This is a genomic window from Rhodomicrobium lacus, from assembly GCF_003992725.1.
GTDB classification, from domain to species: domain Bacteria; phylum Pseudomonadota; class Alphaproteobacteria; order Rhizobiales; family Rhodomicrobiaceae; genus Rhodomicrobium; species Rhodomicrobium lacus.
Genome location: NZ_RZNF01000012.1, coordinates 1,087,368 through 1,112,982, shown reverse-complemented (window position 1 = coordinate 1,112,982; position 25,615 = coordinate 1,087,368). Strand labels below are relative to the sequence as shown.

Below are 25,615 nucleotides of genomic sequence, written 5' to 3'. Positions count from 1 at the left end.
GGTAAGGGCGCATTCGCCATGGCATTAAAGACATTCAACCCCATAACGCCGGGTCTTCGCCAGCTCGTCCTGGTCGACCGTTCCCAGCTGTGGAAGGGCAAGCCGGTGAAGGCGCTGACCGAGGGGCGCGCCGAGAGCGCCGGTCGGAACGTGCACGGTCGCATCACTTCGCGGCGTCGCGGCGGCGGCCACAAGCGTAACTATCGCATCGTGGACTTCAAGCGGCGCAAGTTCGACGTCGTTGCGACGGTCGAGCGGCTCGAATACGATCCGAACCGCACGGCGTTCATCGCGCTGATCAAGTACGAAGACGGCGAGCTGGCCTACATCCTGGCGCCGCAGCGCCTGAATGTCGGCGACAAGGTCGTTTCCGGCAAGAAGGTCGACGTGAAGCCCGGCAACGCGATGCCGCTGGCCAACATGCCGATCGGCACGATCATCCACAATGTCGAGCTGAAGCTCGGCAAGGGTGGCCAGATCGCGCGCTCCGCCGGGTGCTACGCTCAGCTCGTCGGCCGCGACCAGGGCATGGCGATCCTTCGCCTCAACTCCGGCGAGATGCGCATGGTTCAGGCGGATTGCATGGCGACCGTCGGTGCCGTCTCGAATCCCGACAATTCGAACCAGAATTTGGGCAAGGCGGGCCGCAACCGCTGGCTCGGCAAGCGCCCGAGCGTTCGCGGCGTCGCCATGAACCCGATTGACCATCCGCACGGCGGTGGTGAAGGCCGCACCTCCGGTGGCCGTCATCCCGTCACCCCGTGGGGCAAGGGCACCAAGGGCAATCGTACCCGTAAGAACATTCGCACGGATAAGTTTATCGTCCGCGCCCGCCACGTGAAGAAGAAGTAGAGGCCGCGATGACACGCTCAGTCTGGAAAGGGCCGTTTGTCGACGGCTATGTGATCGCCAAGGCGGATGCCGCCCGCGATAAGAAATCCAACGCGCCGATCAAGATCTGGAGCCGGCGTTCGACGATCCTGCCGCAGTTTGTCGGCCTGACCTTCGCCGTTCACAATGGCCAGAAGCATATCCCGGTGCTCGTCTCCGAGGACATGGTCGGCCACAAGTTCGGCGAGTTCGCGCCCACGCGCACCTATTACGGCCACTCCGCCGACAAGAAGGCGAAGAAGAGGTAGCCATGTCGAAACCGAAAACAGAGCGGCGGATCAAGGATAACGAAGCTCAGGCGGTCGCGCGTTCGCTTCGCGTGAGCCCGCAGAAGCTGAACCTCGTCGCCCAACTCATTCGCGGCAAGAAGGTGGACAAGGCTCTCGCAGACCTCACCTTCTCGCGCAAGCGCATCGCGCAGGACGTGAAGAAGACGCTTCAGTCGGCCATCGCGAATGCTGAGAACAACCACAATCTCGACGTCGATCAGCTCATCGTCGCCGAAGCCTATGTGGGCAAGAACCTCGTGCTGAAGCGCTTTCATGCCCGCGCCCGCGGCCGTATGGGGCGCATCGAGAAGCCGTTTTCGCAACTCACCGTGGTTGTGAGAGAAGTTCAGGAGCAGGCCTAATGGGGCAGAAAGTCAACCCGATCGGGCTGCGGCTCGGCATTAACCGCACCTGGGACAGCCGGTGGTATGCGGACAAGGGCGAATACGGCAAGCTTCTGCACGAAGACTTCCGCATCCGCGAGTTCATCATGAAGCAGCGCCGTCAGGCGGGCATTTCGAAGGTCGTCATCGAGCGCCCGCACAAGAAGTGCCGCGTGACGGTGCATACGGCTCGCCCGGGCATCCTGATCGGCAAGAAGGGCGCGGATATCGAGAAGCTTCGCGGCCAGCTTGCGAAGTTCACCACGTCCGAGGTGTATCTGAACATCGTCGAAGTTCGGAAGCCCGAGCTTGACGCGACGCTCGCTGCGGAGGGCATCGCCCAGCAGCTCGAACGCCGCGTTGCGTTCCGCCGCGCCATGAAGCGCGCGACGCAGTCGGCGCTTCGGCTCGGCGCTCAAGGCGTGCGCATCTACGTTTCGGGTCGCCTCGGCGGCGCTGAAATCGCGCGCATGGAATGGTATCTCGACGGCCGCGTTCCGCTGCATACGCTGCGCGCCGACATCGACTACGGTACGGCCGTGGCGGAGACCGCTTATGGCGTGATCGGCGTGAAGGTCTGGATCTTCAAGGGCGAGATCCTTGAACACGATCCGATGGCTCAGGAGCGTCGGTCCATGGAAAGCCAGGAGAGCGGCGGTCCGGGCGGTGGTCGTCCGGAAGGGCGCGGACCGCGTCGTGACCGCGGTGATCGGGAACGCGGCGGACGCGATCGCGACCGCTAAACGGAAAAGACATAAGACCCGCAGCCTTGTTGGCGCGGCTTTGGATCATGGTGTGAGCGATGCTGCAACCGAAGAAAACAAAGTTCAGGAAGGCTTTCAAAGGCCGGATGAATGGCAATGCCAAAGGCGGCACCTCGCTTAACTTTGGCAGCTACGGCCTGAAGGCTCTGGAACCGGAACGCGTGACGGCACGGCAGATCGAGGCGGCTCGCCGCGCGATCACCCGCCAGATGAAGCGCGCGGGGCGTGTCTGGATCCGCGTGTTCCCGGACCTGCCGGTTTCTAAGAAGCCGACCGAAGTTCGTATGGGTAAGGGCAAGGGCTCGCCGGAATTCTGGGCGGCGCGCGTCAAGCCGGGCAAGATCATGTTCGAGATCGATGGTGTCGGCGAGGAAACCGCTCGCGAGGCTCTGCGTCTCGGCGCGGCGAAGCTGCCGATCCGCACCCGCGTGGTTGTGCGTCTCGGCGAAATCGCGGCTGTGAAGGAATAAGGCGGCCATGAAACTCGAAGACATTCGCAAATTCACGCTGGACCAGCTTGAAGACGAACTCATCAAGCTCAAGCGCGAGCAGTTCAACCTTCGCTTTCAGAAGGCGTCGTCGCAGTTGAACAACACGGCGCGCGTCAGAGACGTTCGGCGCACCATTGCGCGAATCAAGACGGTCGAGCGCGAGAAGCGCGTCGCCGAAGCGCAAAGTTAAGGAAGAAGAAAATGCCGAAGCGCGTTTTGCAGGGTGTGGTGGTCTCGGACAAGAACGACAAGACCGTTGTCGTGCAGGTCGAGCGCCGTCTGACGCACCCGGTTCTGAAGAAGACAGTGCGCCTGACGAAGAAGTATCACGCGCATGACGAGAACAACACCTTCCATGAGGGCGACGTGGTTCGCATTCAGGAAAGTGCTCCGATTTCGAAGAACAAGCGGTGGGTCGTCCTCGATCCGGCGACATCCGGGCCATCGTCTGAGTGATTGAACGCGGGGCAGGCCAAGAGCTTCCTCGTCTGAAAGGTGAACTGCAATGATACAGATGCAAACTAATCTGGATGTCGCCGACAACAGCGGCGCGCGCCGGGTCATGTGCATCAAGGTGCTCGGCGGCTCGATGCGTCGGACAGCCACGATCGGCGACGTCATCGTCGTCAGCGTGAAGGAAGCCATCCCGAAGGGCCGCGTGAAAAAGGGCCAGGTGATGAAGGCGGTGATCGTGCGCACGTCGTTTCCGGTGCGCCGTCCCGACGGCAGCGTGATCCGTTTCGACTCGAACGCCGCCGTTCTCATCAACAATCAGCGCGAGCCGATCGGTACGCGCATCTTCGGACCGGTGCCGCGCGAACTCCGCGCCAAGCAGCATATGAAAATCATCTCGCTTGCGCCTGAGGTGCTGTAATGACGCAGCCTAAGCTGAAAATCAAAAAGGGCGACAAGGTCGTCGTTCTGGCCGGGCGCGACAAGGGCAAGCGCGGCGAGGTCGTGAAGGTGTTTCCGACCGAAAATCGCGCCGTCGTCCAGGGCGTGAACGTCGTGCAGCGTCACCAGAAGCAGTCGGCAGCGCAGGAAGGCGGTATCGTCGCCAAGGAAGCGCCGATCCACATCTCGAATATCGCGCTGGAAGATCCGAAGGACGGATCGGCTACGCGCGTCGGTTTCAAAATCCTGGAAGACGGGCGCAAGGTGCGGGTCGCCAAGCGCTCGGGCGAGACGATCGATGACTAAGCAAGCGGAAGCCACGAACGGGTACGTGCCCCGGCTCAAGACACGCTACGTCGAGGTCGCGCGTCCGGCCCTGATGGAACAGTTCAAGTACTCCAACCCGATGCGGGTTCCGGAGATTACCAAGGTCGTGCTCAACATGGGCATCGGCGAGGCGACGGCAGACCGCAAGAAGGTCGAGCAGGCGCTGCGCGACATGACGCTCATCGCGGGCCAGAAGCCGGTGATGACGAAGTCGCGCAAGTCCATTGCGGGCTTCAAGCTGCGCGAAAACATGGCGATCGGCGTCAAGGTCACGCTTCGCAAGGCGCGCATGTACGAGTTCCTCGACAGGCTCGTCACCATCGCGCTGCCCCGCGTCAAGGACTTTCGCGGCCTGAATGCGAAGAGCTTCGACGGGCGCGGCAACTATGCGCTTGGCGTCAAGGAGCACATCATTTTCCCGGAAATCGACTACGACAAGGTCGAGCAGATCTGGGGCATGGACATCATCGTGTGCACCACGGCCGAGACGGACGACGAGGCTCGCGCACTCCTGAAACAATTCAACTTCCCGTTCCGGCAGTAGGGCGAGGGAGGAGCACTATGGCTAAGACAGGCATGATCGAGCGCAACAACAAGCGTCGGCGCATAGCAGCGCGCGATGCGGAGAAGCGCTTGGAGCTGAAGGCGATTGCGAACGACAAGAATCTGCCGATCGAGGAGCGCTTCGCGGCCCGCCTCAAGCTTGCGCAGCTTCCGCGGAACGGTTCGCCGACCCGCATCCGCAATCGCTGCGAGGTGACGGGACGTCCGCGCGGCTTCTACCGCAAGCTGAAGATGTCGCGTATTTCGCTGCGTGAACTGGGCAATCAGGGACTTATCCCCGGTTTGGTGAAGTCGAGCTGGTAGGGATCACAGAGCAATGACGGTTTCCGATCCACTGGGCGATATGCTGACGCGGATTCGCAATGCGCAGATGCGTAGCAGGCCCAAAGTCTCGACCCCTGCGTCGAAGCTGCGCGCGCGCGTCCTCGACGTTCTTCGGGAAGAAGGCTATATCCGCGGCTACGCCGAAATCGAATACGGCGGCGGCAAGACAGAATTCGAGATCGAGCTGAAATATTATGATGGCGCTCCCGTCATTCGTGATATCAAGCGCGTTTCGACCCCTGGCCGCCGCGTCTATTCGAGCGTGCAGGATTTGCCGACCATCGCGAATGGTCTCGGCGTTGCGATCCTCTCCACACCGAAAGGCGTGATGTCGGATACGCGAGCCCGGGCCGAGAATGTCGGCGGCGAAATTTTGTGCAGCGTGTTCTAAGCGAAGGCTGGAGCACGACAGCGAAGTTTTCTGAACGGCCGGCGAGACCCTGATAGGCGGTCTTGGCCGGAGCAGCAGGAAGAAGAAGAAGGTTTTGGACGATGTCCCGAATTGGCAAGAAGCCGGTCCCCGTCCCGAAGAACGTGACGGCGACGGTTGAAGGACAGACAGTGACGGTGAAGGGGCCGAAAGGTCAGCTTTCGCTCACGCTCGTCGATGACGTCGAGGTGAAGCTGGAAGACGGTGCTATTTCCGTCAAGCCCAGAACCGACTCCAAGCGTGCCCGCTCTATGTGGGGCATGTCGCGCTCGCTCGTGGAAAACCTCGTGGTCGGCACGACGAATGGTTTCACCCGTACGCTCGAAATCACGGGCGTCGGTTATCGTGCCGCGCTTGACGGCAAGGCGCTGAAGCTTCAGCTCGGCTACAGCCACGATGTGCTGTATCCCGTGCCGGAGGGCATCAGCATCGCCGTCCCGAAGCCGACCGAGATTACCATCACCGGCATCGAGAAAGACAAGGTCGGCCAGGTAGCGGCTGAAATTCGCGGTTTCCGCGGTCCCGAGCCTTACAAGGGCAAGGGCGTTCGCTATCAGGGCGAGTACATTCAGCGCAAAGAAGGCAAGAAGAAGTAGGGACGAACGATGGCCTCTCCGCTCTCCAGTTACGATCGCCGCAAGGCTCGCGTTCGTCGCAGCCTGCGCCGGGCGCAGGGCGACCGTCCTCGCCTGTCCGTGTTCCGTTCGTCGAAGAATATCTACGCTCAGATCATCGACGACACCAAGGGGCACACACTTGCTTCGGCTTCGAGCCTCGACGCCGAGTTCAAGAGCAGCCTGTCGAAAGGCACCGATGTCGCTGCGGCTGCGGCCGTTGGCAAGCTCGTCGCCGAACGCGCGATCAAGGCCGGCATCAAGGATGTCGTCTTCGATCGTGGCGGCTACATGTATCACGGCCGCGTAAAGGCGCTCGCAGACGCCGCTCGCGAAGCTGGGTTGAACTTCTAATATACGCCTCGGGCCTTCCGGTCTGAGACAAATGAAAGGGTACGCTCGTGGCTCGTGATCCACGTGAAAGAGGCAAGGAACGGGACCGCGATGATCGCGACAGCGAATTCGTGGACAAGCTCGTTCATATCAACCGCGTCGCCAAGGTGGTGAAGGGCGGTCGTCGCTTCGGTTTTGCAGCACTCGTCGTCGTTGGCGACCAGAAGGGCCGGGTCGGCTTCGGGCATGGCAAGGCGCGCGAAGTGCCGGATGCCATCAAGAAGGCGACCGACTCCGCGAAGCGCAACCTCATCCGCGTTCCGCTGCGCGAAGGCCGCACGTTGCATCACGACGTGCACGGTCATCACGGCGCGGGCAAGGTGTTCCTCCGTGCGGCGCCTCCCGGCACCGGCATCATCGCGGGCGGCCCGATGCGCGCCGTCTTCGAGACGCTCGGCGTGCAGGACGTCGTGGCGAAGTCGATCGGCACGTCGAACCCGTACAACATGGTTCGCGCGACGTTCGATGCGCTGAAGCATGAAGACAGCCCGCGCGGTGTCGCGGCGCGTCGCGGCAAGAAGGTGAGCGAGATCGTCACCCGTCGTCGCGACGGCGCGGAAGGCCAGGCCTCCGCTCAGGCTGAGGCGTAAGGGAGGCGATCATGGCGGAAGCGAAGAAGACGCTCACCATCGAGCAGATCGGCAGCCCGATCCGCAGGCCGTTCGACCAGCGCGAGACGCTGGTGGGCCTCGGCCTGAACAAGATGCACCGCCGCAAGGTCGTGGCCGATAATCCGGCCATCCGCGGCATGATCAACAAGGTTTCGCATCTCGTGCGCATCGTTGAAGAAAACGGTGTGCCGGTGGACGCAAAAAAGCGATAAGGGAAGCGCAACGCGCCGACCGGAGACGGAATTATGAAGCTGAACGAGTTGAGAGATAATCCTGGCGCCACGAAGGACCGCATCCGCGTCGGTCGCGGCATCGGCTCCGGCAAGGGCAAGACGGGCGGCCGCGGCGTCAAGGGTCAGAAGGCGCGCTCGGGCGTGGCCATCAAGGGCTTTGAAGGCGGCCAGATGCCCATCCACATGCGTCTGCCGAAGCGGGGCTTCAACAACCCGTTCCGCCTCGAATTCGCGCACATCAACCTCGACCGCGTTCAGGAAGCCATCGACGCCGGGAAGCTCGACGCCTCGAAGGTGATCGACGCCGAGGCACTCGTCCAGAGCGGCGCGCTTCGTCGCGAGCGCGATGGCGTTCGGCTTCTTGCGCGCGGCGAAGTGAAGTCGAAGCTGACCTTCAAGGTCGCCAAGGCTTCCGAAGCGGCGGTGAAGGCGGTCGAAGCTGCGGGCGGATCGGTGGAAATCACCCTGCCGCGCGAAGATCGTCTCGCCGGTGACGGCAAGCGTGCCGTGCGTCGCCGCGAGGCGCTGGCCAAGCGCGAAGCCCGCGCTCCCAAGGCAGACTGATTTGGCCGCGCTACGTTCCACGACACCGGATCGTTCGCACGGCTCTGTGAGCTTAAACAGTGACGAATTAACGAGCTAAACTCGCGCAGACGCTCCGGGCGCCCCCGCGCCCCAAGCGCCGCAACCGGAGTCGCAGTCATGGTTTCCGCAGCGGAACAACTCGCCGCTAACCTCAAATTTTCGACGTTTGCAAAGGCCGGTGAACTCAAGCAGCGGCTTTTGTTCACGCTCGGCGCCCTGCTGATCTATCGGCTCGGCACGTTCATTCCGCTGCCCGGTATCGATACAGCGCTTCTCGCGAAACTGTTCGAAAGCGCCCCGAACACTGTTTTCGGGATGCTGAATGTGTTTTCGGGCGGCGCTCTTTCCCGTTCCGCGATCTTCCTCCTGAACATCATGCCGTACATCACGGCATCGATTATCATTCAGCTGCTGACGTCGGTTATTCCGACGCTTGAAGCGCTGAAGAAGGAAGGCGAGTCCGGCCGCAAGCAGATCAACCAGTATACGCGATACCTTACGGTCGTGATTGCGACGGTACAGGCGACGCTCACCGCGCAGGGGCTCAACAGCTCGGCGCTCGAACCCGGCTGGTTCTTCCAGCTGACGACCGTCGTCTCGCTCGTCGGCGGCACGATGTTCCTCGTGTGGCTCGGCGAACAGATTACGGCGCGTGGCATCGGCAATGGTGCGTCGCTGATCATCTTTGCCGGTATCGTGGCCGAAATGCCCACGGCGCTCTATCGCATCCTCGAACAGGGCCGCAGCGGCGTGCTTTCTCCGGCGGTCATCCTGGGGCTGTTCGTGATGATGGTCGCGGTCATTACGGTGGTCGTCTTCTTCGAACGGGCGCAGCGTCGGCTGACGATCCAGTATCCGAAGCGGCAAGTCGGCAACCGCATGTTCCAGGGCGACAGCTCGCATCTGCCGCTGAAGCTGAATGCCTCCGGCGTGATCCCGCCCATCTTCGCGTCCACGCTGCTTTATCTGCCCGCGACGATCGAGCAGATCGTCGGGAAGTCCTCCGAGACGCTGAACCAGGTGCTTACCTTGTTCGGGCCGGGGCAGCCGTTGCACATCCTGTTCTATGTGGCTTTGATCGTCTTCTTCTGCTTCTTCTACACGCCGATCGTCATCAATCCGAAGGATACGGCCGAGAACCTCAAGAAGTATGGCGGGTTCATCCCCGGCATCCGTCCCGGCCAGCGAACGGCGGAATACATCGACTATGTGATGACTCGCATCACGCTCGTCGGCGCGGCCTATGTCTCGGCGGTGTGCATCCTGCCTGAAATCCTGTCCTATCAGATGCAGGCGCCGTTCTACTTTGGCGGCACTTCGCTTCTCATTGTGGTCAGTGTTACGATGGATACGGTTGCGCAGGTGCAGAGCCATCTGCTGGCACATCAATACGAGGGCCTCATCAAGAAGGCGAAGCTTAGGGGAGCGAAACGTCGATGAACATCATTTTGCTTGGCCCTCCCGGTTCTGGCAAAGGCACGCAGTCGAAGTATCTGGAGGATAATTTCGGCCTCAAGCAGCTGTCGTCGGGAGACATGCTTCGGGCGGCCGTGGCGAACGGCACCGAAGTCGGCAAGCTGGCGAAATCCTATATGGAGAGCGGCCAGCTTGTACCGGACGAGGTCGTGATGGGCGTCGTCTTCGAGACACTTGAGAACTTTCCCGCCGACAAGCCGGGCTTCATTCTCGACGGTTTCCCGCGGACGAATCAGCAGGCCGAGGAACTCGACGCGTTTCTCACGAAGCACGGCAAGACTATCGGCGCCGTGATCCTCGTGGATGTGCCGGACGACCTGCTTGTCAAGCGCATCGCGGGGCGCTTCACCTGCGGGAGCTGCGGCGAGGTCTACAACGACTTCTTTCGTTTGCCGAAAATCGAGAACACCTGCGACCGTTGCGGCGGCACGGCGTTCAAGCGGCGCTCTGACGACAAGCCGGAAACGGTGAAGGAGCGTCTTGAGGTCTACCACACCCAGACGAAGCCGCTGGTCGACTTCTACAAGGCGCAGGGAAAGCTCAAGACGGTGAATGGCGACGCGCCCATCGAAACGGTGACGCGTCAGATGAATGACATCCTGGGGGCGGCGGGCTGATGCCTTCGCGCATCAATTCGGGGCGCAAGATCGTTCGCAGACTTTCTTGCGCATTCGCGTCTGGACTTATTAGCAAAGGGTGACTATATTGGCGCCCTTGGCTCATGATCTGCGGTGGTCTGGAGGTTTTTGCCTCACAGGCGCCGTTGTCTTATTTTCGGTATGAGCGGACACCCGCTCGAACTTAGCAACACGACGAGGACCACGTGGCACGTATCGCGGGTGTGAACATCCCTTCCAATAAGCGCGTTGAAATCGGCCTTCGCTACATTCATGGCATCGGCCCGAAATTCGCGAAGGAAATCTGTGACAAGGTCAGCATCCCGGTGGAACGCCGGGTCAACGAGCTGAGCGACGCGGAGATCCTGCAAATCCGTGAGGTCATCGACCGCGATTACGTCGTCGAGGGCGATCTGCGTCGCGAAGTTGCGATGAACATCAAGCGGCTGATGGATTTGGGCTGCTATCGCGGCCTTCGGCATCGTCGCGGCCTGCCGGTGCGCGGTCAGCGGACGCATACGAACGCGCGCACGCGGAAAGGTCCGGCCAAGCCCATCGCCGGTAAAAAGAAGTAAGGGCTGGCTTTGAAGGTGGCGCGGTCCGCGCTCGGCGTTTCGCCGGATCTGTGGATCGCGCTGTAGCTTCGATTTTTTGGGACTGGGACGATGGCGAAGGAAAAAGCGCGCGTCAAACGCCGCGAGAAGAAAAATATTGCATCGGGCGTTGCGCATGTGAATGCGAGCTTCAACAACACGATGATCACGATCACGGACGCGCAAGGCAATGCGATTTCGTGGTCGTCGTCGGGCGCGATGGGATTCAAGGGTTCGCGCAAGTCGACGCCCTACGCAGCGCAGGTGGCCGCCGAAGACGCGGGCCGCAAGGCTCAGGAACACGGCATGCGTACCATCGAGATCGAGGTCAGCGGCCCCGGTTCGGGACGTGAGTCGGCCCTTCGTGCGCTCCAGGCTTGCGGGTTCCAGGTGACGTCGATCCGCGACGTGACGCCGATCCCGCACAACGGGTGCCGCCCGCGCAAGCGTCGCCGCGTATAAAGATCGCCGTTCCGGTCATCCGGGCAGGGCGACCGTATTTTCGATTTCCGTCGCGCCGCCGCTTTGGCGCGCGCGACGCGAGGCTAGGGCAGGTCTCGCCTGAGTTGAGCGGGCGCGGGGAACCTCGCGCCTGATGCCGCCGTATAAGGAATGAAACGTGCTTAACAAGAATTGGCAGGATCTCATCAAGCCGGGCAAGATCAACGTGATCCCCGGGGCGAATCCGAAATACGTGGCTTCCATCGTCGCGGAGCCGCTTGAGCGCGGTTTCGGCCTGACGCTCGGTAACGCGCTGCGCCGCGTTCTGCTGTCGTCGCTTCAGGGCGGCGCGGTCACGACCATTCACATCGACGGCGTGCTGCACGAATTTTCGTCCATCCCGGGCGTTCGCGAGGATGTCACGGACATCGTGCTGAACGTCAAGGAGATTGCCCTTCGCATCCACTCCGAGGGCGTCAAGCGGATGGTGCTGCGCAAGGAGGGGCCCGGCGTGGCTCGCGCGCGCGACATCGATGCCGGTCCGGACGTTGAAATCCTTAATCCCGATCTCGTTCTCTGCACGCTCGACGAGGGCGCAACGGTCCGGATGGAGCTGACTGCGGCCATCGGCAAGGGCTACGTGCCCGCCGAGCGCAATCGCCCCGACGACGCGCCGATCGGCCTTATCCCGGTCGACAGCCTTTACAGTCCGGTCAAGAAGGTCTCGTACCGCATCGCCAACACGCGCGAAGGCCAGATCCTCGACTATGACAAGCTGACGCTCGACGTCGAAACAAACGGCGCCGTTTCTCCGGAAGACGCGGTGGCGCTAGCGGCACGCATCATCCAGGATCAGCTGTCGATCTTCGTGAATTTCGAAGAGCCGCGCAAGGAAGTCGCCGAGGAGCGTATCCCGCAACTCGAATTCAACGCGGCGTTGCTCAAGAAGGTCGACGAACTCGAGCTTTCGGTGCGTTCGGCGAACTGCCTGAAGAACGACAATATCGTCTACATCGGCGATCTCATCCAGAAGACCGAAGCGGAGATGTTGCGCACGCCGAATTTCGGGCGTAAGTCTCTGAACGAAATCAAAGAGGTGCTTGCCGGCATGGGGCTGCATCTCGGCATGGAAGTCCCGAACTGGCCGCCGGAGAACATCGAAGAACTGGCGAAGCGCTTCGAGGACCATTACTAACAGACCAATCAGACCGCGGGGCGCAGTCCGGCGCGGCGAAGTTTTGAGGACGAGACAATGCGTCACCGTAGATCCGGTCGTAAATTCAATCGTACGGCGAGCCACCGTCAGGCCATGTTCGCCAATATGGCGGCTGCTCTCATCAAGCATGAGCAGATCGTGACTACCCTGCCGAAGGCGAAGGATCTGCGCGGCGTCGTGGAAGCGCTTATCACGCTTGCGAAGCGCGGCGACCTTCATGCCCGCCGCGTGGCTGCCTCGCGGCTTCGCGACGAGACGCAGGTAGCGAAGCTGTTCGCGACGCTCGCTCCGCGCTACGCGGACCGTCCGGGCGGCTATACACGCGTTCTCAAGGCGGGCTTCCGCTATGGCGACAATGCCCCGCTCGCGGTCATTGAGCTTGTGGATCGCGACGTCAACGCCAAGGGACTGGACTCCGGTCCCGTTCAGGACGCCGAGGACGAAGCCGAAGCGGCGTAAGCTTCGCGCGGCTTGTCGCGGAAGCTCGACGCAATCGGGCTGGCGCGAACGCACCTCGATCAAAAGGAATTCCGGGCCGCGCTGTGAAGCGCGGCTTTTTTGTTTCGCGCCTTTACACAGCAGGCAGGCGGGCGCCCGGGAAATGGGTGCAGCCATGGCACGTTCCGAGCGTGCCGGACGCGCGTCCCGACCGAGCGAGGCGGGGGTGCGTAACCGTCGAGGCGCTCCGGCGATCCGTGTGCGGACTTCGTGCCACTTTCGCAAAATCAGATACATTTTGGCGACACAGAGCCCACGATCTTTCATCACGGATCGGTTATCTTCGGCGCGGCCATCGGCGCGGCGAGCGAATTCGCCCGCCAATCATTATCTTGTGAAGAGAAGCTGGGGCAGGAAACAGTCTCGCGCGGGAGGGAGAACTCCGAGTGGAGCACATCGAAGCCGATATACTGATACTGGGCGCGGGGGGAGCCGGCCTGCGTGCGGCAATCGCAGCCGCCGAAGCCGCGCCGGGTTTGTCGATTGCGCTGGTGTCGAAGGTCTATCCGATGCGAAGCCACACCGTCGCCGCGGAAGGCGGCTCGGCTGGCGTGCTGCAGGATACCGACAGTCTTCAGGCTCATTTCGACGACACCGTTTCAGGCGGCGACTGGCTCTGCGAACAGGACGTGGTTGAGTATTTCGTCGAGCACTGCACGCCGGAGATGATCCAGCTCGAACATTGGGGCTGCCCCTGGAGCCGCAAGCCGGATGGCGATATCGCGGTGCGGCGGTTCGGCGGGATGAAGATCGCGCGCACCTGGTTCGCCGCCGATCGCACCGGCTTCCACATCCTTCATACGCTGTATCAGACATCCATGAAGTACCCGTCCATCAAACGGCTGGACGAGTTTTTCTGTACGGACCTTCTGGTGGACGATGGCCGCGCACAGGGCGCGGTGCTGCTCAACCTCTCCACCGGCGAATTCACCGCCGTCACCGCGCGCGCCGTCATCATCGCGACGGGAGGCGCGGGCCGCGTCTACCCGCAGAACACCAATGGCGGCATCGTCACCGGCGACGGCATGGCGCTGGCATTCCGGCACGGCGTGCCCCTGCGCGACATGGAGTTCATGCAGTACCACCCGACCTGTATGCCGGGTAGCGGCGTGCTCTTCACGGAGGGGGCGCGCGGCGAAGGGGGCTTCCTGCGCAACAAGGACGGCTATCGCTACTTGCAGGATTACGGCCTCGGCCCGGCTTTGCCCGAGCCGCGCAACAAGTTCATGGAGCTTGGCCCGCGCGACCGTGTCAGCCAGGCGTTCTGGCATGAGGAGCGCAAGGGGCGCACCATCGAGACGCCGCATGGCGACGCCGTGCTGCTCGACCTGACGCATCTCGGCCGCGACAAGATCCTCGAACGACTGCCGCAAATCTACGACCTTGCGAAGGATTACATGGGCGTCGACGCGGCGGAGCAGCCGATCCCGGTTCGACCCGCCATACATTACACGATGGGCGGCATTCTCGTGGATGGCCGAACCGCTGCGCCGCTCCCCGGCCTTTACGCGGCCGGAGAGTGCTCCAGCGTCGGTATTCACGGCGCGAACCGGCTCGGCTCCAACTCGCTCGCGGAACTTTCGGTGTTCGGACGACTCGCGGGCGAGCAGGCGGCGACGTTTGCGCAAGGCTCATCGAACGGCGACCGTGGCCGTCTTCTCGATCAGGCGCGCGCGGCGGAAGACCGGGCGCTCGCGCTTCTGAACCGGAAGGGCAAAGGTGAGCGACACGCCGCGCTGCGCGACGAGATGGCGTCCGCGATGGAGCGAGGCTGCGGCATCTATCGGCTCGGCGACGAGACGCGCCAAACCTGCGATACGCTCGCCGACCTGAAAAAGCGCTATGCGGATGTCGTGCTCGACGACCACACGCGCGTCTGGAACACCGACTGGACCACCGCCATCGAACTCGGCTTTCAGCTCGACGTGGCGGAGGCCATCGCGTACTCGGCGCTGGAGCGCAAGGAGTCGCGCGGCGCGCATCAGCGGCTCGACGGCTACGAAAACCGCGACGACGAGCATTACCTCGCGCACAGCCTCGCGCATTATCGCGATGGTGCCGCGCCGGAAACCACCTATGCGCCAGTGACCATCACCAAGTCGCCGCCGGGCCAGCGCGCTTACGGCGAAGCGGGCGTCAAACTCGAAGAAGCGAAGGCGCACAAGCATGACTGAGCGCGCGGATAAAACCATCGAGCTGAGCGTGCTGCGCTACAATCCGGAGACGGACGAGAAGCCTCATCATCAGAGCTTCACCGTGCCGTACACGCGCGACATGTCGGTGTTGCAGGGGCTTCAGTGGATCAAGGACACCGTCGACGGCAGCCTGACATTCCGCTGGTCATGCCGCATGGCGATCTGCGGAAGCTGCGGCATGATGATAAACGGCGAGCCGAAACTGGCCTGTCATACGCTGCTGCGCGACCTCGCGCCGGGGCCTGTCACGGTCGAGCCGCTTGCTCATTTCCCCATCGAACGCGACCTCGTTGTGACGGTCGACGACTTCGTGAAGAAGATCGAGAGCGTCACGCCCTGGCTCATTCCCAAGCACCCGAAGCCGGTTTCGGAGGGGCCCTATAATCAGACGCCCGCTCAGCTTGAAGCGTATGAAAACTTCAGCGCCTGCATCAACTGCATGCTCTGCTACGCGGCTTGCCCGCAATATGGCGAGAACCCGAAATTCGTCGGTCCGGCCGCGATGGCGATCCTCCAGCGCTACAACGGCGATTCGCGCGACGACGGGAGCGCGCTGCGCATCGATGCGGTGCACGGGGAAGACGGCGTCTGGGGTTGCACGGCGGTCGGCGCATGCAGCGATGTCTGCCCGAAGGCCGTGGACCCGATGCACGCCGTCAACCAGAACAAGATGAACACGGCGCTCGATTACTTCCTGCGCTTCTTGAAGAAAAGGGACGCGAAATGAGCGACCGCCGCCCTTATGTGCGCCCCATGCCTCGCGACTGGTGGGCGCGCCGGCCATTCCGGCATTACACCATCCGCGAGCTTTCGGGCGTGACCATCGCGATCTATGCCGCCGTGCTGCTCTCCGGTCTCGTCGCGCTGTTGCAGGGCCCCGCGGCCTGGGAGATCTGGCGCGGCTGGCTCGCTTCGCCCGCATCGCTCGTGCTGCATGCCGTGTTGCTCGTTGCCATGATCTGGCACTTGCGAACGTGGTTCCAGATTCTGCCGAAGACGATGCCGAAGCTTGTCGTCGGAGGCTCGCCCGTGCCGCAAAGGCTCATCACGCTGATCGGGACATCCGTCGCCATCGTCTGCTCGACGGCGCTCGTCGCATTCGTTCTGTGGAGGCCGTTCTGATGCCGCACGCCCCCGAAAAGCGCAGCAACGCGCCGATCTTCTGGCTTCTGTTCGGCGCAGGCGGCACGCTGTCGGCGCTGTTTGGCGTCGGCCTGATCCTCGTGACAGGCTTCCTCGCGCCGCAAGGCATCGGCGTTGCGCCCGAGGCGCTGAGTTACGAAAACGCGCTTGCGTTCACGCAAAACTGGCTCGGCAAGGCCGTGATCTGGGCGGTGATCTCGCTGTTCTTCTGGCACGCGGCCGAGCGGCTTTACCTCACGCTGAAGGATATGCATGTGTTCAGCGACACGGGGCGGCGGCTTCTGACCTACGGCGTTGCAGCTTTGGTAACGGCCGTGACGGCGGGGCTTCTCCTCGCCATCGGGTTTTAGAGCGGGGATTTGCAATCGGCCTCACTGTTGTGGTGAGCGCGTTGCCGATTTCATAGTCATGAGCCGCTCTTGAACGCGTTCCGATCTGATTGATCGCAATCAGATCGGCAGAACGGTCCTTTATTGAAGGTCGGCGGCGGATGTGATCCGCAGGCGATCCGCGTGCGTCGCATGCCGGTCCCGTCGCTTGCGTTTGCATGCGGCGACTGGTCCGCTGGCCAATTGCCTAAAATTCGATCAGAGCTGCGTTGCGCCCGATCGCACCCAAACGGGCGCATCGCGCTCCGCCGCTACTCGACTCGCGAACGATCGGGGAGACGGCGGGGCGGCTCCACATCGCTGCCGGGAAGGGCGGCGGGTTCGTTCGTCTCGGGAAGCGCCTTCTGCTCGGCGCCGGATGCGGCATCGGCGGGCAGCCGCCTGAGCGAAAGCGGAAGACCGCCTTGCGCCGCTCCTCGCCCCGAGATGCTGCCAACCGCCTGGATCAGCAGTTCCGCCCATTTGCCGGGGCGGAAGCGGTAGATTCGGAAGGCGTCGGCCTGTGCATACATGCTGCCCTGCCGGTCGAGCTTCCGGCGCACCGCCTCCTCATCGAGACCGTCCACCTCATCGCGGCGAAAACGGCTGCGCCGCTCGACGCCCAGCAGGCGCACCAGCTTTTCGCCTTCGAGGATCGCGAAGACGGCCGCGAGATAGCGAGAGCGCTCCAGCGCGCGCGATGATTCGAAGCTTGGAGCGTTGACACGCGCGCGCGCCCACAGGTCGTAGTTTTCCTCGCGGAAATCGAGGGGCACCGCCGCGTAATATTGTCCGCCATGATCGAAGACGACGTCCTGAAGCGGTGCGACAAGCTCGGCGGGCGTCGGCGGCGTCTGCGCCTCGAACTGATCCTGGAACACGCGATAGAACGTGTTGAGGACGCCGCGCATCGGCCCGCGCGCCTGCGCCCGCGCCAGATCCTGACCGAGATTGAAAAACGGGCCGAACGGACGGTTGATCGAAACGAGCAGAATGCAGACGTCCACGAAGATCGCGATCAGAAGCGGGATGTAGTCGCGGTCGCTGAGCCCCGCCTCGTCCTGACTGACGGTAGCCGTCGGGTTCGCGGCCTGCTCGGTACGGATGCGCTCCGGCGACGGTGGGGCCTTGCCATGCAGGACGAGCCCCGTCGCTGTGTTCGACAGCCGGCGGAACGCTTCGGTCACGGCCTCGGAGCCCTCCACCGAGCGAAGCTCCGGCTTTTGCAACTGCGGAAGCTCGTCGATAGAACGCACGACACCGTTCAGCGCTGTCTGGAGCTGGCCGTCCGGACAAGAAAAAGCCAAGCCGCGCTCGTCCGTAAACGATGTCTGCCTGCCGCGAGCTTGCAGCTCATCGCGGAGCTGACGAAGCTGCGGATCGGTTCTGAGAGCGTTGAAGCGCTCCGTCACGAGGCCAAGCTTGCGGTCGAGACCCTCGATGAAAGCGGTGCGCGTGCCGGTTTGCGGATCGATGGTCGCCGGATCTTTCTTCAGAATGCGCTGAAGGTCCGTGTTGAGATCCGCGATGTCGGACTTTACGGCGCTGGTTCGCGACGCGATCAGATCATTGGCAAATTGGAAGCGCTGCGCGTCGCTTTCGCGCAAGCGGCGGCGCGGTCCGTCGCCCGCGCGGCTCGCGGGGCATGTCCCGCCCGCCGTCCGCTCGATCTGCGCCTTCTGGGAAGAAACGGTGGCGAGCGTCGACAGCGCCGTCTGCAACAGTTCGAGGCGGCTCTGGCCGTTCTGAAGCGACCGCTGCACCTGATAGACCGACGCGCCGGCTGCCTGCGACGTCTGCGCACCCGCTTCGAGAAAACGCCAGTAAAAGCCGAAGGCGAAGGCCACCGATATCAGGAACAGGACGACATAGCCGAGGATGTAGAGCGGGTAGAGGGAAAGGCGAAGCTGGCCTGAGAAAAGTGCGTCGAGGATATAGATAATCATGCCCTGAAGCATGAGGACGGCGAAGGCGATGGCGACCTTCGCCCCGAGCCCGATCTCGCCGGAACCCGCTTCGATCAGGTAGAGCATGCCTGAATAGGTCGAAATCCAGGCAAGGATGGAAAGCCCCGCGAGGAGCAGGATCATCAGGGGTGAATAGGAGCTGTCACGCTGAGCCGGAAGCGCCATGATTTCCCCGCCAGAACTCGACACGATGCGCCCATCTTATATGAGGAGTACGTCAAACAATTTAAGTCGAACGCCGACTTTGTGTGAGTGAACGTTTGGTGAAGGCCGCGCTTTTCGCGCCGCGAACAAACTCGGCGGAGCTGCCTCGTGCTCTTCTGCCGGGAGTTTTGAGTAAAGGCGCTTTCCCGTCGACCCTGCGCATCCTAGATTAAGACAAAATCCATTCTCACACCTAAGCCCTACGGTTCCTCCCGATGCCCGATATCCCGACAAAAGAAAATATCCTCTCTGCCCTCAGGAGCGTGCGAACGCCAGGGGGCGTGGATCTCGTCTCGGCAGGCATCCTCTCCGAGATCGCCATCGTGAAGGGGAAGGTGTATTTTGCGCTGAGCGTGCCGCCGAGAGACGCGCGCGCCTACGAAACCGTGCGGCGCGAGGCGGAAGACACGGTCCGCGGATTGCCGGGCGTGGCGGGCGCGACGGTGGTTCTCACGGCCGATGCGAAAGAAGGCGAGGCCGCGAAGCAGGCCGACGCGGCCATCGGGCGCGGGATCGGCGGCGTCCGTCACATCATCGCGGTGGCTTCGGGCAAGGGTGGGGTCGGCAAATCGACGACGGCGGTCAACATCGCGCTCGGCTTTGTCGCGAACGGCCTGAAGGTTGGGCTTCTGGACGCGGATGTTTACGGTCCGTCGGTGCCGAGGCTTCTCGCGATTCGGGAAAAGCCGGATCTGATCGGCGACAATATCCTCGCTCCGATCGAGAAATACGGTCTTGAAACGATGTCGATCGGCTTCCTCGTCGAGGAAGAAACGCCGATGATCTGGCGCGGCCCGATGGTGATTTCGGCGCTGACGCAGATGCTGAACGATGTTGCATGGGGCGAACTCGACGTGCTCGTGGTCGACATGCCGCCGGGCACCGGCGACGCGCAACTCACCATGGCGCAGAAGGCTTCGCTCTCGGGCGCGGTCGTCGTTTCGACGCCGCAGGATCTGGCGCTGATCGATGCGCGCAAGGGCCTTGAGATGTTCAAGCGCGTGAACGTGCCCGTGCTCGGCATCGTCGAGAACATGAGCTATTTCGTTTGCCCGAAATGCGGGGAGCGGTCGGACATTTTCGGCCATGGCGGCGCTAAAGACGAGGCACTGAGGCTGGGCGTGCCCTTCCTGGGCGGGGTTCCGCTCCATATGGCCGTGCGCGAGACATCCGACTCGGGCCAGCCCATCGTCGTTTCGGACCCCGCGTCGCTGCATGCGAAGCTCTACCGCGAGATCGCCTCTTCGGTCTGGAGCGCCCTTTCCGGCGCCGCCACGGTTCAGGGCCCGAAAATCGTGATCGAGTAGACGGCCATCGGGCGGCAATCTGCGGCGCCGGCGTGACATACATGCTGCGCATGGAGACATTCTCGCACCGCCGTCTTTCCAACGGGCTGGAGACTCTCTATATTACCTTTTGCTGGTTCGCCAGCTATGGCGATAAACGGATATCGTAATAAGCCTATCGGACCCGGGGGCGGTACCCGGCGCCTCCACCAAAAGCCGTCGAAAGGCGAAGCCCAAGCTGTAAGGGCGACGGTTTTTGATGGGGGCGAAATAGGATCGACGAGGGTGTAAAAGGTAGTCTTTCGCTCGGCATGGTACCGCCGTATTGGGCCAAAATGATAGTTGCGAATGACAACTATGCTGGTGCTCGTCCCGTCGCGATTGCGGCGTAACTGCACCGACCTAAAGTCCTGACGGCGTAGCTGCTGTCAGGCGCGGCTGGCGGCGCCGGGCAACAGAAGCCCGCCACTTCCTTCATGGCCGTTGGCCCATCGTGTAGAAGCAGAACATGCCCGAAGATACCATTCCGTACGACGATCTCGTGCTAGAAGCCCTGCGCGGGGTCGTCCGGTCCGTTCTTCTGCGTGTTCTGAAGCGCGGCATTCCCGGCGATCACCACTTCTACATCACGTTCGACACGCGCTCTCCCGGCGTCGGTCTTTCCAAGCGTCTCAAGGATCAGTATCCGAGCGAGATGACGATCGTCCTCCAGCACCAGTTCTGGGATCTCGCTGTGACCGAGGATCGCTTCGAGGTGCGTCTTTCCTTCAACAATATCCCCGAGCGGCTGGTTATTCCGTTCAGTGCGGTGAGGATCTTCCAGGACCCGAGCGTTCATTTCGCGCTCGGTCTGCGTGCGTCCGAGGGTGAGCTGGCCAAGGCTGAGGAAGGTCTTTCCCTGGTTCCTGCGCCGCTCGGAGAACCGGAGGTTCAGGCCGTCCCGCATCACGACAATTCGCAACCGGAGATAGTCCGAGAGGCGAATGAGGGTGACGACGACACCGCAGAAACCCACCGGAAGACGGCGGAAGTTGTAAGTCTGGACAAGTTCCGCAAAAAGTGATCGGCTACAGTTGAAACATCCGATTGACTGTCCGCTCACATTAATTTGCCAGTCATCGATACGTGTCATCTTCGCAACATCGATCGCGCAAAGCGGCAAGAAGGCGGCGGTTTAGGGGCTGACGCAAAGTCCCGCGTTGAGTATGTTCTCACAAACGAAAGTTGTGGCCTTCGAAAAGCCGTTAGCGATGGGGAACCCGCGGCTCTGCTTCTCCGTTCAGAGAGCAAGCTGAGGCTTCTTCGTTGAACTTGAGATTGGTGAGACGCCGGAGGGATTTGAATGTCACGCCTCATGAAGCAATTTGCGATTGCCAGCCTTGCACTGACAGTCGCCACGTCGAACGTTAACGCAGCCGGGTTTCTCGACAGCTTTTTCAGTGATCTTTTCGGTCCGATGAGCCCGCAGGGCCGTCAGGTCGTCAGGGTTCAGGGCAACTACAATGTTGGCGATATCATCGTCAGCTTTGGCGATCGCCGCCTCTACTACATCGAGTCGAAGACTGTCGCTTACAGCTATCCGATTGCGATTCCGAAGGCCGAAGCCAAATGGTCTGGCGTGAGCTATGTCAGCCAGAAGCGCGAAAACCCGACTTGGACGCCTACCGCCGACATGCGCAAGGAGAATCCCAAGCTTCCGGCTTACGTCCCCGGTGGCGATCCGCGCAATCCGCTCGGCACCCGCGCGCTCTATCTCGGCGACTCCCTGTACCGTATCCACGGCACGGACGCACCTTGGCTGATCGGTCAGCAGGTGTCTCATGGCTGCATCCGCATGTATAATGAGGACGCCGCCGATCTCTACCGTCGCGCGAAAGTTGGCGCTAAGGTGGTTGTGACCTGGGATCGCATGCGGACGATGTAGTTCAAGCGAGACACGATGCTGGTATGAAAGGCCGGTTTGCCCCGGCCTTTTTTATTTCGCGGGCTCTGCGAAGACCGCATGCCCCGTATTCGCCTTGTTGGCCGGGCAAATTTTCGCCGTTGTTCAGTGAGTGAACATCACGCTGGGGCTTCGTCTGACATGGGCAGGGGGTTTAGACTTTCATCAGGGCAGCTCGGGCATAATCAAAGCTCGCACCCATCATCGGTGTGTCATTCAGGCAACATCTCTTGGCCCGGCAAGTGCTAGCCAAGAGACGGCGTGTCACTGGGGAAACACAGTTTCGAGATGCGTCCCGAGAAAAGAGGCGTTTGATCTTGATAGCTGGACAGGCACTGTCAAAAAGTGTCAATCGAACTGCCGTTTATTGGGCCGGCTTCGGAACGATGAGTGCAAGCGGCTTGTTTGGCGAGAGGCAATTATAGTGGTTTGCGTGGAAAATGGGCCACGTCATCGATACGGGGTGACCGGGATGCAGAAACTCGCTCGCGACGCTGGCAGCATACAAGTCGTTCTGGTTCAACCGCGGGGGTTTTGTGCCGGCGTCGTCCGGGCGATATCGATCGTCGAACGTGCTCTTGAGAAATACGATGCCCCGGTATTCGTCCGGCATGAGATCGTTCATAACAAGCACGTGGTCGACGACCTGAAGGCCAAAGGCGCCCGTTTCGTGGATGAGATCGACGAGATCCCGGAAGGTGCGGTGACCATTTTCAGTGCGCACGGCGTCGCCAAGGACGTCGAAATCTCCGCCGAGGAACGCGGCCTTCCCGTTATCGACGCAACTTGCCCGCTTGTTACCAAGGTTCACCTGCAAGGAAAACGATATCTCGGGCAGGGGCGCACTCTCATTCTCGTCGGCCACGCCGGACATCCGGAGGTCGAGGGTACAATGGGCCAGATTCCCGGCCCAGTCCATCTTGTGCAGACGGAAGACGATGTCGCAGCATTGCCCATCTCGCCCGATACTCCGGTTGCCTACATCACCCAGACGACGCTGAGCATCGACGACACGCGGGGCATCATAAACGCCATCAAGCGGCGTTTCGCGGATGTCGTCGGCCCGGGAACGAACGACATCTGCTATGCCACTCAAAATCGCCAGACGGCGGTGCGGGAGTTGTCGAAGATCGCGGATGTCATCCTCGTTGTCGGCGCGAAGAACAGTTCGAATTCTAATCGTCTGCGCGAGATCGGCGAGGAAGCTGGTGTGCCGAGCTATCTTCTCGCGGATGGCAGCGAGCTGAAGCCCGATTGGGTGCGCGGTGCACAAATCGTCGGCCTCACTGCGGGAGCCTCTGCACCCGAAGCGATGGTGCAGGATGTGATCGAAGCCCTGCGCAAGCTTGGCCCGGTCGACGTGACAAATTTACCAGGCGTTGAAGAAAACGTGGAGTTCCGCCTCCCCGTTCAGTTACACGCCGTTTGAGATTCCAGGTGATCGAGGCTAAGCCGGTCTCTCGATCAATAACAATATGCCAAACGCGCGGTCGCGCGACGATGAGTGGGAGCAGCGTACGATGGTATTGCCGTTTTTCAAGGAAAGACGGATTGGGGCTTATCTTCTCAAGCAGACACTCAAGGGCCGGAAACATTACCCGCTCGTGCTGATGCTGGAGCCCCTTTTTCGCTGCAACCTTGCCTGCGCGGGCTGCGGAAAGATAGACTATCCCGATCAGATCCTGAACCGTCGGCTGTCGGTGCAGGAATGTCTCGACGCCGCCGAAGAATGCGGCGCCCCCATGGTGGCGATCCCGGGCGGCGAACCGCTGATCCACCGCGAGATCGATCAGATCGTGAAAGGGCTCATCGCGCAGAAGCGCTTCGTCTCGCTCTGCACGAACGCGATGCTGCTTGAGAAGAAGCTGCACCTGTTCGAGCCGTCGCCCTATTTCTTCTTCTCGGTCCACCTCGATGGCCTGCGCGAGCATCACGACGCGTCCGTTTGCCAGAAGGGCGTGTTCGATCGCGCGTTCAATGCAATCCGCCTGGCGAAGGCGAAGGGCTTCGAGGTCAACATCAATTCCACGGTGTTCGACGGCTACGACCCGAAGGAACTCGCGCGCTTCCTCGACTTCTGCAAGGATCTCGGCGTCGGCGTCTCGATCTCGCCCGGCTATGCCTACGAACGCGCGCCCGATCAGGAGCACTTCCTGAACCGTCGCAAGACCAAGGAATTGTTCCGCAAGGTCTTCGCGCTCGGGAAGGGCAAGCGCTGGACGTTCACGCATTCGCCGCTGTTCCTCGACTTCCTCGCGGGCAATCAGGAATTTCATTGCTCGCCGTGGGGCATGCCGACGCGCAACATCTTCGGCTGGCAGAAGCCGTGCTATCTCATCGGCGAGGGTTACGCCCGGACCTACACCGAGTTGATGGAGACCACGAACTGGGACTCCTACGGCACGGGCCGCTACGAGAAGTGCGCGAACTGCATGGCGCATTGCGGATACGAGCCGACGGCGGCGCATGCCAGCATCGCGAACCCGTTACGCATGCTGAAGCTCATGTGGACGGGCATCCGCACGGAAGGGCCGTTCGCGCCGGAAATCTCGCTGGCAGACCAGCGCCCCGCTGCCTACGTGCACTCACTCCACGTGGAGCAGGAACTGAAGCGCATCGCGGATGAAGACGAGAAGCCGCAGCGTCTTTCGGCGGCCGAATAACGTCGATTGCCTCGCGGCCATGCCGCGGGGCGAAGACAGCTTGCGCGAAGGCCAGTGTCACTTTCCGACCTACCCGAGCCCACAGGCGAGGTGCGATGACCGGATGACCGCTCTCCGGCGGTCGCGCGTCGGCTCCCCGCATGATGCGCGCGGTCGCCCTTCTCACATGCGGCAGTCGGCTGCCTGCGGAGCGACGGCGAAGCGCGCCGGATAGCGCAGGGCAGTCGCAATGGCGACGGCTTACTCGATGGGTTGCGGCACTTCCACCGGGTCGAGCAGGCCAAACAGCGGGCCCAGCGTCTTCCGGCAGTCGGCCAGCGCTTGCCTGGCCTTCTGGCTGTCGCCCGCGAGGCGAATGATGCCGGGAATGTCGCCCGGATGACGCAGAAGCGAGCGCAGAACCGCGCCGACATCCGTCGTTCCGTCTTCCCGGACGCCCGCGATCGCGCTCACCGGAACCGCGCGCTCGGCGGGATCGATCACCACCCGAAGAACGGCGAAAGGCAGAGCGTGATCCGCGGCGACCGCGGCGGCTACCTGCGATTCCATGTCCACGGCTGCCGCGCCCGTGCTCGATGCGAGCGTCTCCTTTTCGAGCGCCGACACGACAGGGGCTTCCGATCCGTAAACCGGCATGGCGTAGGCATGCGGGAGCGCTCTCAGGAGCGACTGCGTCCAGCGTGCGTCCGTGTCGAAAACGCCTTCCGCCGTCAGCACGGTCGTCGCGACGACGATGTCGCCCGGTTTCAGAGCAGGCAGAAGCCCGCCAGCCGTGCCGAAGCTCAGAATGCCACGCGCTCCGGCCCGAGCATGCGTGTGCAATTCGCGGAAAAGTCTGGGGCGGTTCTGTCCGTAAACGGCGCGCGCGCCGCCGTGTTTTTCGGCGAGGCGCGCTTCGAAGTCCATTCCGGTCGCCACAATGACGGGCCTGTCGGCCAGCATTTTCATGGAGTGTTCCCAAGAAGGGCGCAGTTGCCGCGCCGGATCATTCTTGCATTGCGAACTGCGGCAACCTTCTCATCGAAGCGTTGCGCCACCGCGCGAGCTTCGCAGGATGGGCGCCGTTAACGCCTACCACGCGGCGGCAAGCCGATCGTCCCACCGCGACAAACGTCGATTGGGCAAAGTTAGCCGAGCGGGCGCGCGAGGGCAAGAAACCTTGAAGACGAGGTTAAGGCTCGCGGGAAATTTTTGCGCTTGCGTTTATCGATTGGCGGCGATTGCGGCGGCTCG

General features: G+C 62.0%; 34 protein-coding genes and 1 other RNA gene. 33 read left to right on the top strand and 2 right to left on the bottom strand.

Annotated elements, in window-relative coordinates:
* Positions 1 to 18 precede the first annotated feature (18 nt).
* From rplB to frdD, 27 genes are all read left to right on the top strand, one after another.
* Positions 19 to 852: a 50S ribosomal protein L2 gene (rplB, locus tag EK416_RS14635; protein ID WP_127078745.1), complete on the top strand. Its 834-nt coding sequence runs from the start codon at positions 19 to 21 to the stop codon at positions 850 to 852.
* Positions 853 to 860: 8 nt separating this feature from the next.
* Entirely contained in the window at positions 861 to 1,139 is a 279-nt protein-coding gene (rpsS, locus tag EK416_RS14630) for a 30S ribosomal protein S19 (RefSeq protein WP_127078742.1), read from the top strand.
* A 2-nt stretch (positions 1,140 to 1,141) separates the two neighbouring features.
* The gene (gene rplV / locus EK416_RS14625; protein ID WP_013420558.1) at positions 1,142 to 1,522 is read left to right on the top strand and encodes a 50S ribosomal protein L22; all 381 of its coding nucleotides are present in this window, start codon (positions 1,142 to 1,144) and stop codon (positions 1,520 to 1,522) included.
* Positions 1,522 to 2,286, top strand: a complete 765-nt coding sequence (rpsC, locus tag EK416_RS14620) for a 30S ribosomal protein S3 (protein ID WP_127078740.1) — start codon at positions 1,522 to 1,524, stop codon at positions 2,284 to 2,286. The genes rplV and rpsC overlap by 1 nt, the downstream gene beginning before the upstream one ends.
* A gap of 59 nt (positions 2,287 to 2,345) precedes the next feature.
* Positions 2,346 to 2,777, top strand: a complete 432-nt coding sequence (rplP, locus tag EK416_RS14615) for a 50S ribosomal protein L16 (RefSeq protein ID WP_127078738.1) — start codon at positions 2,346 to 2,348, stop codon at positions 2,775 to 2,777.
* Positions 2,778 to 2,784: 7 nt separating this feature from the next.
* Positions 2,785 to 2,988 (top strand): 50S ribosomal protein L29, encoded by a 204-nt coding sequence (rpmC, locus tag EK416_RS14610; protein WP_013420561.1) that lies wholly within the window; start codon positions 2,785 to 2,787, stop codon positions 2,986 to 2,988.
* A gap of 11 nt (positions 2,989 to 2,999) precedes the next feature.
* Complete coding sequence (gene rpsQ / locus EK416_RS14605; RefSeq protein WP_127078736.1) at positions 3,000 to 3,254, top strand: 30S ribosomal protein S17; 255 nt, start codon at positions 3,000 to 3,002, stop codon at positions 3,252 to 3,254.
* A gap of 49 nt (positions 3,255 to 3,303) precedes the next feature.
* Positions 3,304 to 3,672 (top strand): 50S ribosomal protein L14, encoded by a 369-nt coding sequence (rplN, locus tag EK416_RS14600; RefSeq protein WP_037232763.1) that lies wholly within the window; start codon positions 3,304 to 3,306, stop codon positions 3,670 to 3,672.
* A complete protein-coding gene (rplX, locus tag EK416_RS14595; RefSeq protein WP_127078734.1) occupies positions 3,672 to 3,998 on the top strand; it encodes a 50S ribosomal protein L24 in 327 nt (108 codons plus the stop codon). Before rplN ends, rplX begins: the two co-directional genes overlap by 1 nt.
* Positions 3,991 to 4,563, top strand: a complete 573-nt coding sequence (gene rplE / locus EK416_RS14590) for a 50S ribosomal protein L5 (RefSeq protein WP_127078732.1) — start codon at positions 3,991 to 3,993, stop codon at positions 4,561 to 4,563. Before rplX ends, rplE begins: the two co-directional genes overlap by 8 nt.
* A 17-nt stretch (positions 4,564 to 4,580) precedes the next feature.
* A complete protein-coding gene (gene rpsN / locus EK416_RS14585) occupies positions 4,581 to 4,886 on the top strand; it encodes a 30S ribosomal protein S14 (protein WP_127078730.1) in 306 nt (101 codons plus the stop codon).
* Between the two features lie 13 nt (positions 4,887 to 4,899).
* The gene (gene rpsH / locus EK416_RS14580) at positions 4,900 to 5,298 is read left to right on the top strand and encodes a 30S ribosomal protein S8 (RefSeq protein WP_013420567.1); all 399 of its coding nucleotides are present in this window, start codon (positions 4,900 to 4,902) and stop codon (positions 5,296 to 5,298) included.
* Positions 5,299 to 5,399: 101 nt separating this feature from the next.
* Positions 5,400 to 5,933: a 50S ribosomal protein L6 gene (gene rplF, locus EK416_RS14575; protein ID WP_127078728.1), complete on the top strand. Its 534-nt coding sequence runs from the start codon at positions 5,400 to 5,402 to the stop codon at positions 5,931 to 5,933.
* A 9-nt stretch (positions 5,934 to 5,942) separates the two neighbouring features.
* Complete coding sequence (rplR, locus tag EK416_RS14570; RefSeq protein WP_127078726.1) at positions 5,943 to 6,305, top strand: 50S ribosomal protein L18; 363 nt, start codon at positions 5,943 to 5,945, stop codon at positions 6,303 to 6,305.
* 47 nt (positions 6,306 to 6,352) lie between these two features.
* On the top strand, positions 6,353 to 6,934 hold the full coding sequence (gene rpsE, locus EK416_RS14565; protein WP_127078724.1) for a 30S ribosomal protein S5: 582 nt from the start codon (positions 6,353 to 6,355) through the stop codon (positions 6,932 to 6,934).
* Between the two features lie 11 nt (positions 6,935 to 6,945).
* On the top strand, positions 6,946 to 7,167 hold the full coding sequence (gene rpmD / locus EK416_RS14560) for a 50S ribosomal protein L30 (protein WP_127078722.1): 222 nt from the start codon (positions 6,946 to 6,948) through the stop codon (positions 7,165 to 7,167).
* A gap of 33 nt (positions 7,168 to 7,200) precedes the next feature.
* A complete protein-coding gene (rplO, locus tag EK416_RS14555) occupies positions 7,201 to 7,752 on the top strand; it encodes a 50S ribosomal protein L15 (RefSeq protein WP_127078720.1) in 552 nt (183 codons plus the stop codon).
* A gap of 138 nt (positions 7,753 to 7,890) precedes the next feature.
* Positions 7,891 to 9,213: a preprotein translocase subunit SecY gene (gene secY / locus EK416_RS14550; RefSeq protein WP_127078718.1), complete on the top strand. Its 1,323-nt coding sequence runs from the start codon at positions 7,891 to 7,893 to the stop codon at positions 9,211 to 9,213.
* The gene (locus EK416_RS14545; protein WP_127078716.1) at positions 9,210 to 9,866 is read left to right on the top strand and encodes an adenylate kinase; all 657 of its coding nucleotides are present in this window, start codon (positions 9,210 to 9,212) and stop codon (positions 9,864 to 9,866) included. The genes secY and EK416_RS14545 overlap by 4 nt, the downstream gene beginning before the upstream one ends.
* Positions 9,867 to 10,072: 206 nt before the next feature.
* The gene (gene rpsM, locus EK416_RS14540) at positions 10,073 to 10,441 is read left to right on the top strand and encodes a 30S ribosomal protein S13 (protein WP_127078714.1); all 369 of its coding nucleotides are present in this window, start codon (positions 10,073 to 10,075) and stop codon (positions 10,439 to 10,441) included.
* 90 nt (positions 10,442 to 10,531) lie between these two features.
* Positions 10,532 to 10,921: a 30S ribosomal protein S11 gene (gene rpsK, locus EK416_RS14535; protein WP_013420576.1), complete on the top strand. Its 390-nt coding sequence runs from the start codon at positions 10,532 to 10,534 to the stop codon at positions 10,919 to 10,921.
* 157 nt (positions 10,922 to 11,078) lie between these two features.
* Complete coding sequence (locus EK416_RS14530) at positions 11,079 to 12,095, top strand: DNA-directed RNA polymerase subunit alpha (RefSeq protein WP_127078712.1); 1,017 nt, start codon at positions 11,079 to 11,081, stop codon at positions 12,093 to 12,095.
* Positions 12,096 to 12,152: 57 nt separating this feature from the next.
* Entirely contained in the window at positions 12,153 to 12,575 is a 423-nt protein-coding gene (gene rplQ, locus EK416_RS14525; protein WP_127078710.1) for a 50S ribosomal protein L17, read from the top strand.
* Between the two features lie 425 nt (positions 12,576 to 13,000).
* A complete protein-coding gene (gene frdA / locus EK416_RS14520) occupies positions 13,001 to 14,788 on the top strand; it encodes a fumarate reductase (quinol) flavoprotein subunit (protein WP_127078708.1) in 1,788 nt (595 codons plus the stop codon).
* Positions 14,781 to 15,536 (top strand): succinate dehydrogenase/fumarate reductase iron-sulfur subunit, encoded by a 756-nt coding sequence (locus tag EK416_RS14515; RefSeq protein ID WP_127078706.1) that lies wholly within the window; start codon positions 14,781 to 14,783, stop codon positions 15,534 to 15,536. Before frdA ends, EK416_RS14515 begins: the two co-directional genes overlap by 8 nt.
* Positions 15,533 to 15,931: a fumarate reductase subunit C gene (locus tag EK416_RS14510; RefSeq protein ID WP_127078704.1), complete on the top strand. Its 399-nt coding sequence runs from the start codon at positions 15,533 to 15,535 to the stop codon at positions 15,929 to 15,931. The genes EK416_RS14515 and EK416_RS14510 overlap by 4 nt, the downstream gene beginning before the upstream one ends.
* Positions 15,931 to 16,302 (top strand): fumarate reductase subunit FrdD, encoded by a 372-nt coding sequence (gene frdD, locus EK416_RS14505; protein WP_127078702.1) that lies wholly within the window; start codon positions 15,931 to 15,933, stop codon positions 16,300 to 16,302. The genes EK416_RS14510 and frdD overlap by 1 nt, the downstream gene beginning before the upstream one ends.
* A gap of 290 nt (positions 16,303 to 16,592) precedes the next feature.
* On the opposite strand, the gene EK416_RS14500 is transcribed toward frdD, so the two are convergent.
* The gene (locus tag EK416_RS14500) at positions 16,593 to 18,452 is read right to left on the bottom strand and encodes an MFS transporter (RefSeq protein WP_127078700.1); all 1,860 of its coding nucleotides are present in this window, start codon (positions 18,450 to 18,452) and stop codon (positions 16,593 to 16,595) included.
* A 254-nt stretch (positions 18,453 to 18,706) separates the two neighbouring features.
* Here EK416_RS14500 and apbC point away from each other — a divergent pair, with 254 nt between their 5' ends.
* The 6 genes from apbC (at position 18,707) to hpnH (ending at position 24,382) form a co-directional block, all read left to right on the top strand.
* Positions 18,707 to 19,798 carry an iron-sulfur cluster carrier protein ApbC gene (gene apbC, locus EK416_RS14495; protein WP_127078698.1) on the top strand — a complete coding sequence of 364 codons (1,092 nt, stop codon included), beginning with the start codon at positions 18,707 to 18,709 and terminating at the stop codon, positions 19,796 to 19,798.
* Between the two features lie 71 nt (positions 19,799 to 19,869).
* Positions 19,870 to 20,247, top strand: a transfer-messenger RNA (tmRNA) gene (gene ssrA / locus EK416_RS14490).
* A 38-nt stretch (positions 20,248 to 20,285) separates the two neighbouring features.
* A complete protein-coding gene (locus EK416_RS14485) occupies positions 20,286 to 20,840 on the top strand; it encodes an SspB family protein (RefSeq protein ID WP_127078696.1) in 555 nt (184 codons plus the stop codon).
* A gap of 279 nt (positions 20,841 to 21,119) precedes the next feature.
* On the top strand, positions 21,120 to 21,701 hold the full coding sequence (locus EK416_RS18120; protein ID WP_127078694.1) for a L,D-transpeptidase: 582 nt from the start codon (positions 21,120 to 21,122) through the stop codon (positions 21,699 to 21,701).
* A gap of 490 nt (positions 21,702 to 22,191) precedes the next feature.
* Complete coding sequence (ispH, locus tag EK416_RS14475) at positions 22,192 to 23,148, top strand: 4-hydroxy-3-methylbut-2-enyl diphosphate reductase (protein ID WP_181952144.1); 957 nt, start codon at positions 22,192 to 22,194, stop codon at positions 23,146 to 23,148.
* A 91-nt stretch (positions 23,149 to 23,239) separates the two neighbouring features.
* Positions 23,240 to 24,382 carry an adenosyl-hopene transferase HpnH gene (gene hpnH / locus EK416_RS14470; RefSeq protein ID WP_127078692.1) on the top strand — a complete coding sequence of 381 codons (1,143 nt, stop codon included), beginning with the start codon at positions 23,240 to 23,242 and terminating at the stop codon, positions 24,380 to 24,382.
* Positions 24,383 to 24,622: 240 nt separating this feature from the next.
* Here hpnH and EK416_RS14465 read toward each other — a convergent pair whose 3' ends face one another.
* Positions 24,623 to 25,330 carry a phosphorylase gene (locus EK416_RS14465; RefSeq protein WP_127078690.1) on the bottom strand — a complete coding sequence of 236 codons (708 nt, stop codon included), beginning with the start codon at positions 25,328 to 25,330 and terminating at the stop codon, positions 24,623 to 24,625.
* Positions 25,331 to 25,615 lie beyond the last annotated feature (285 nt).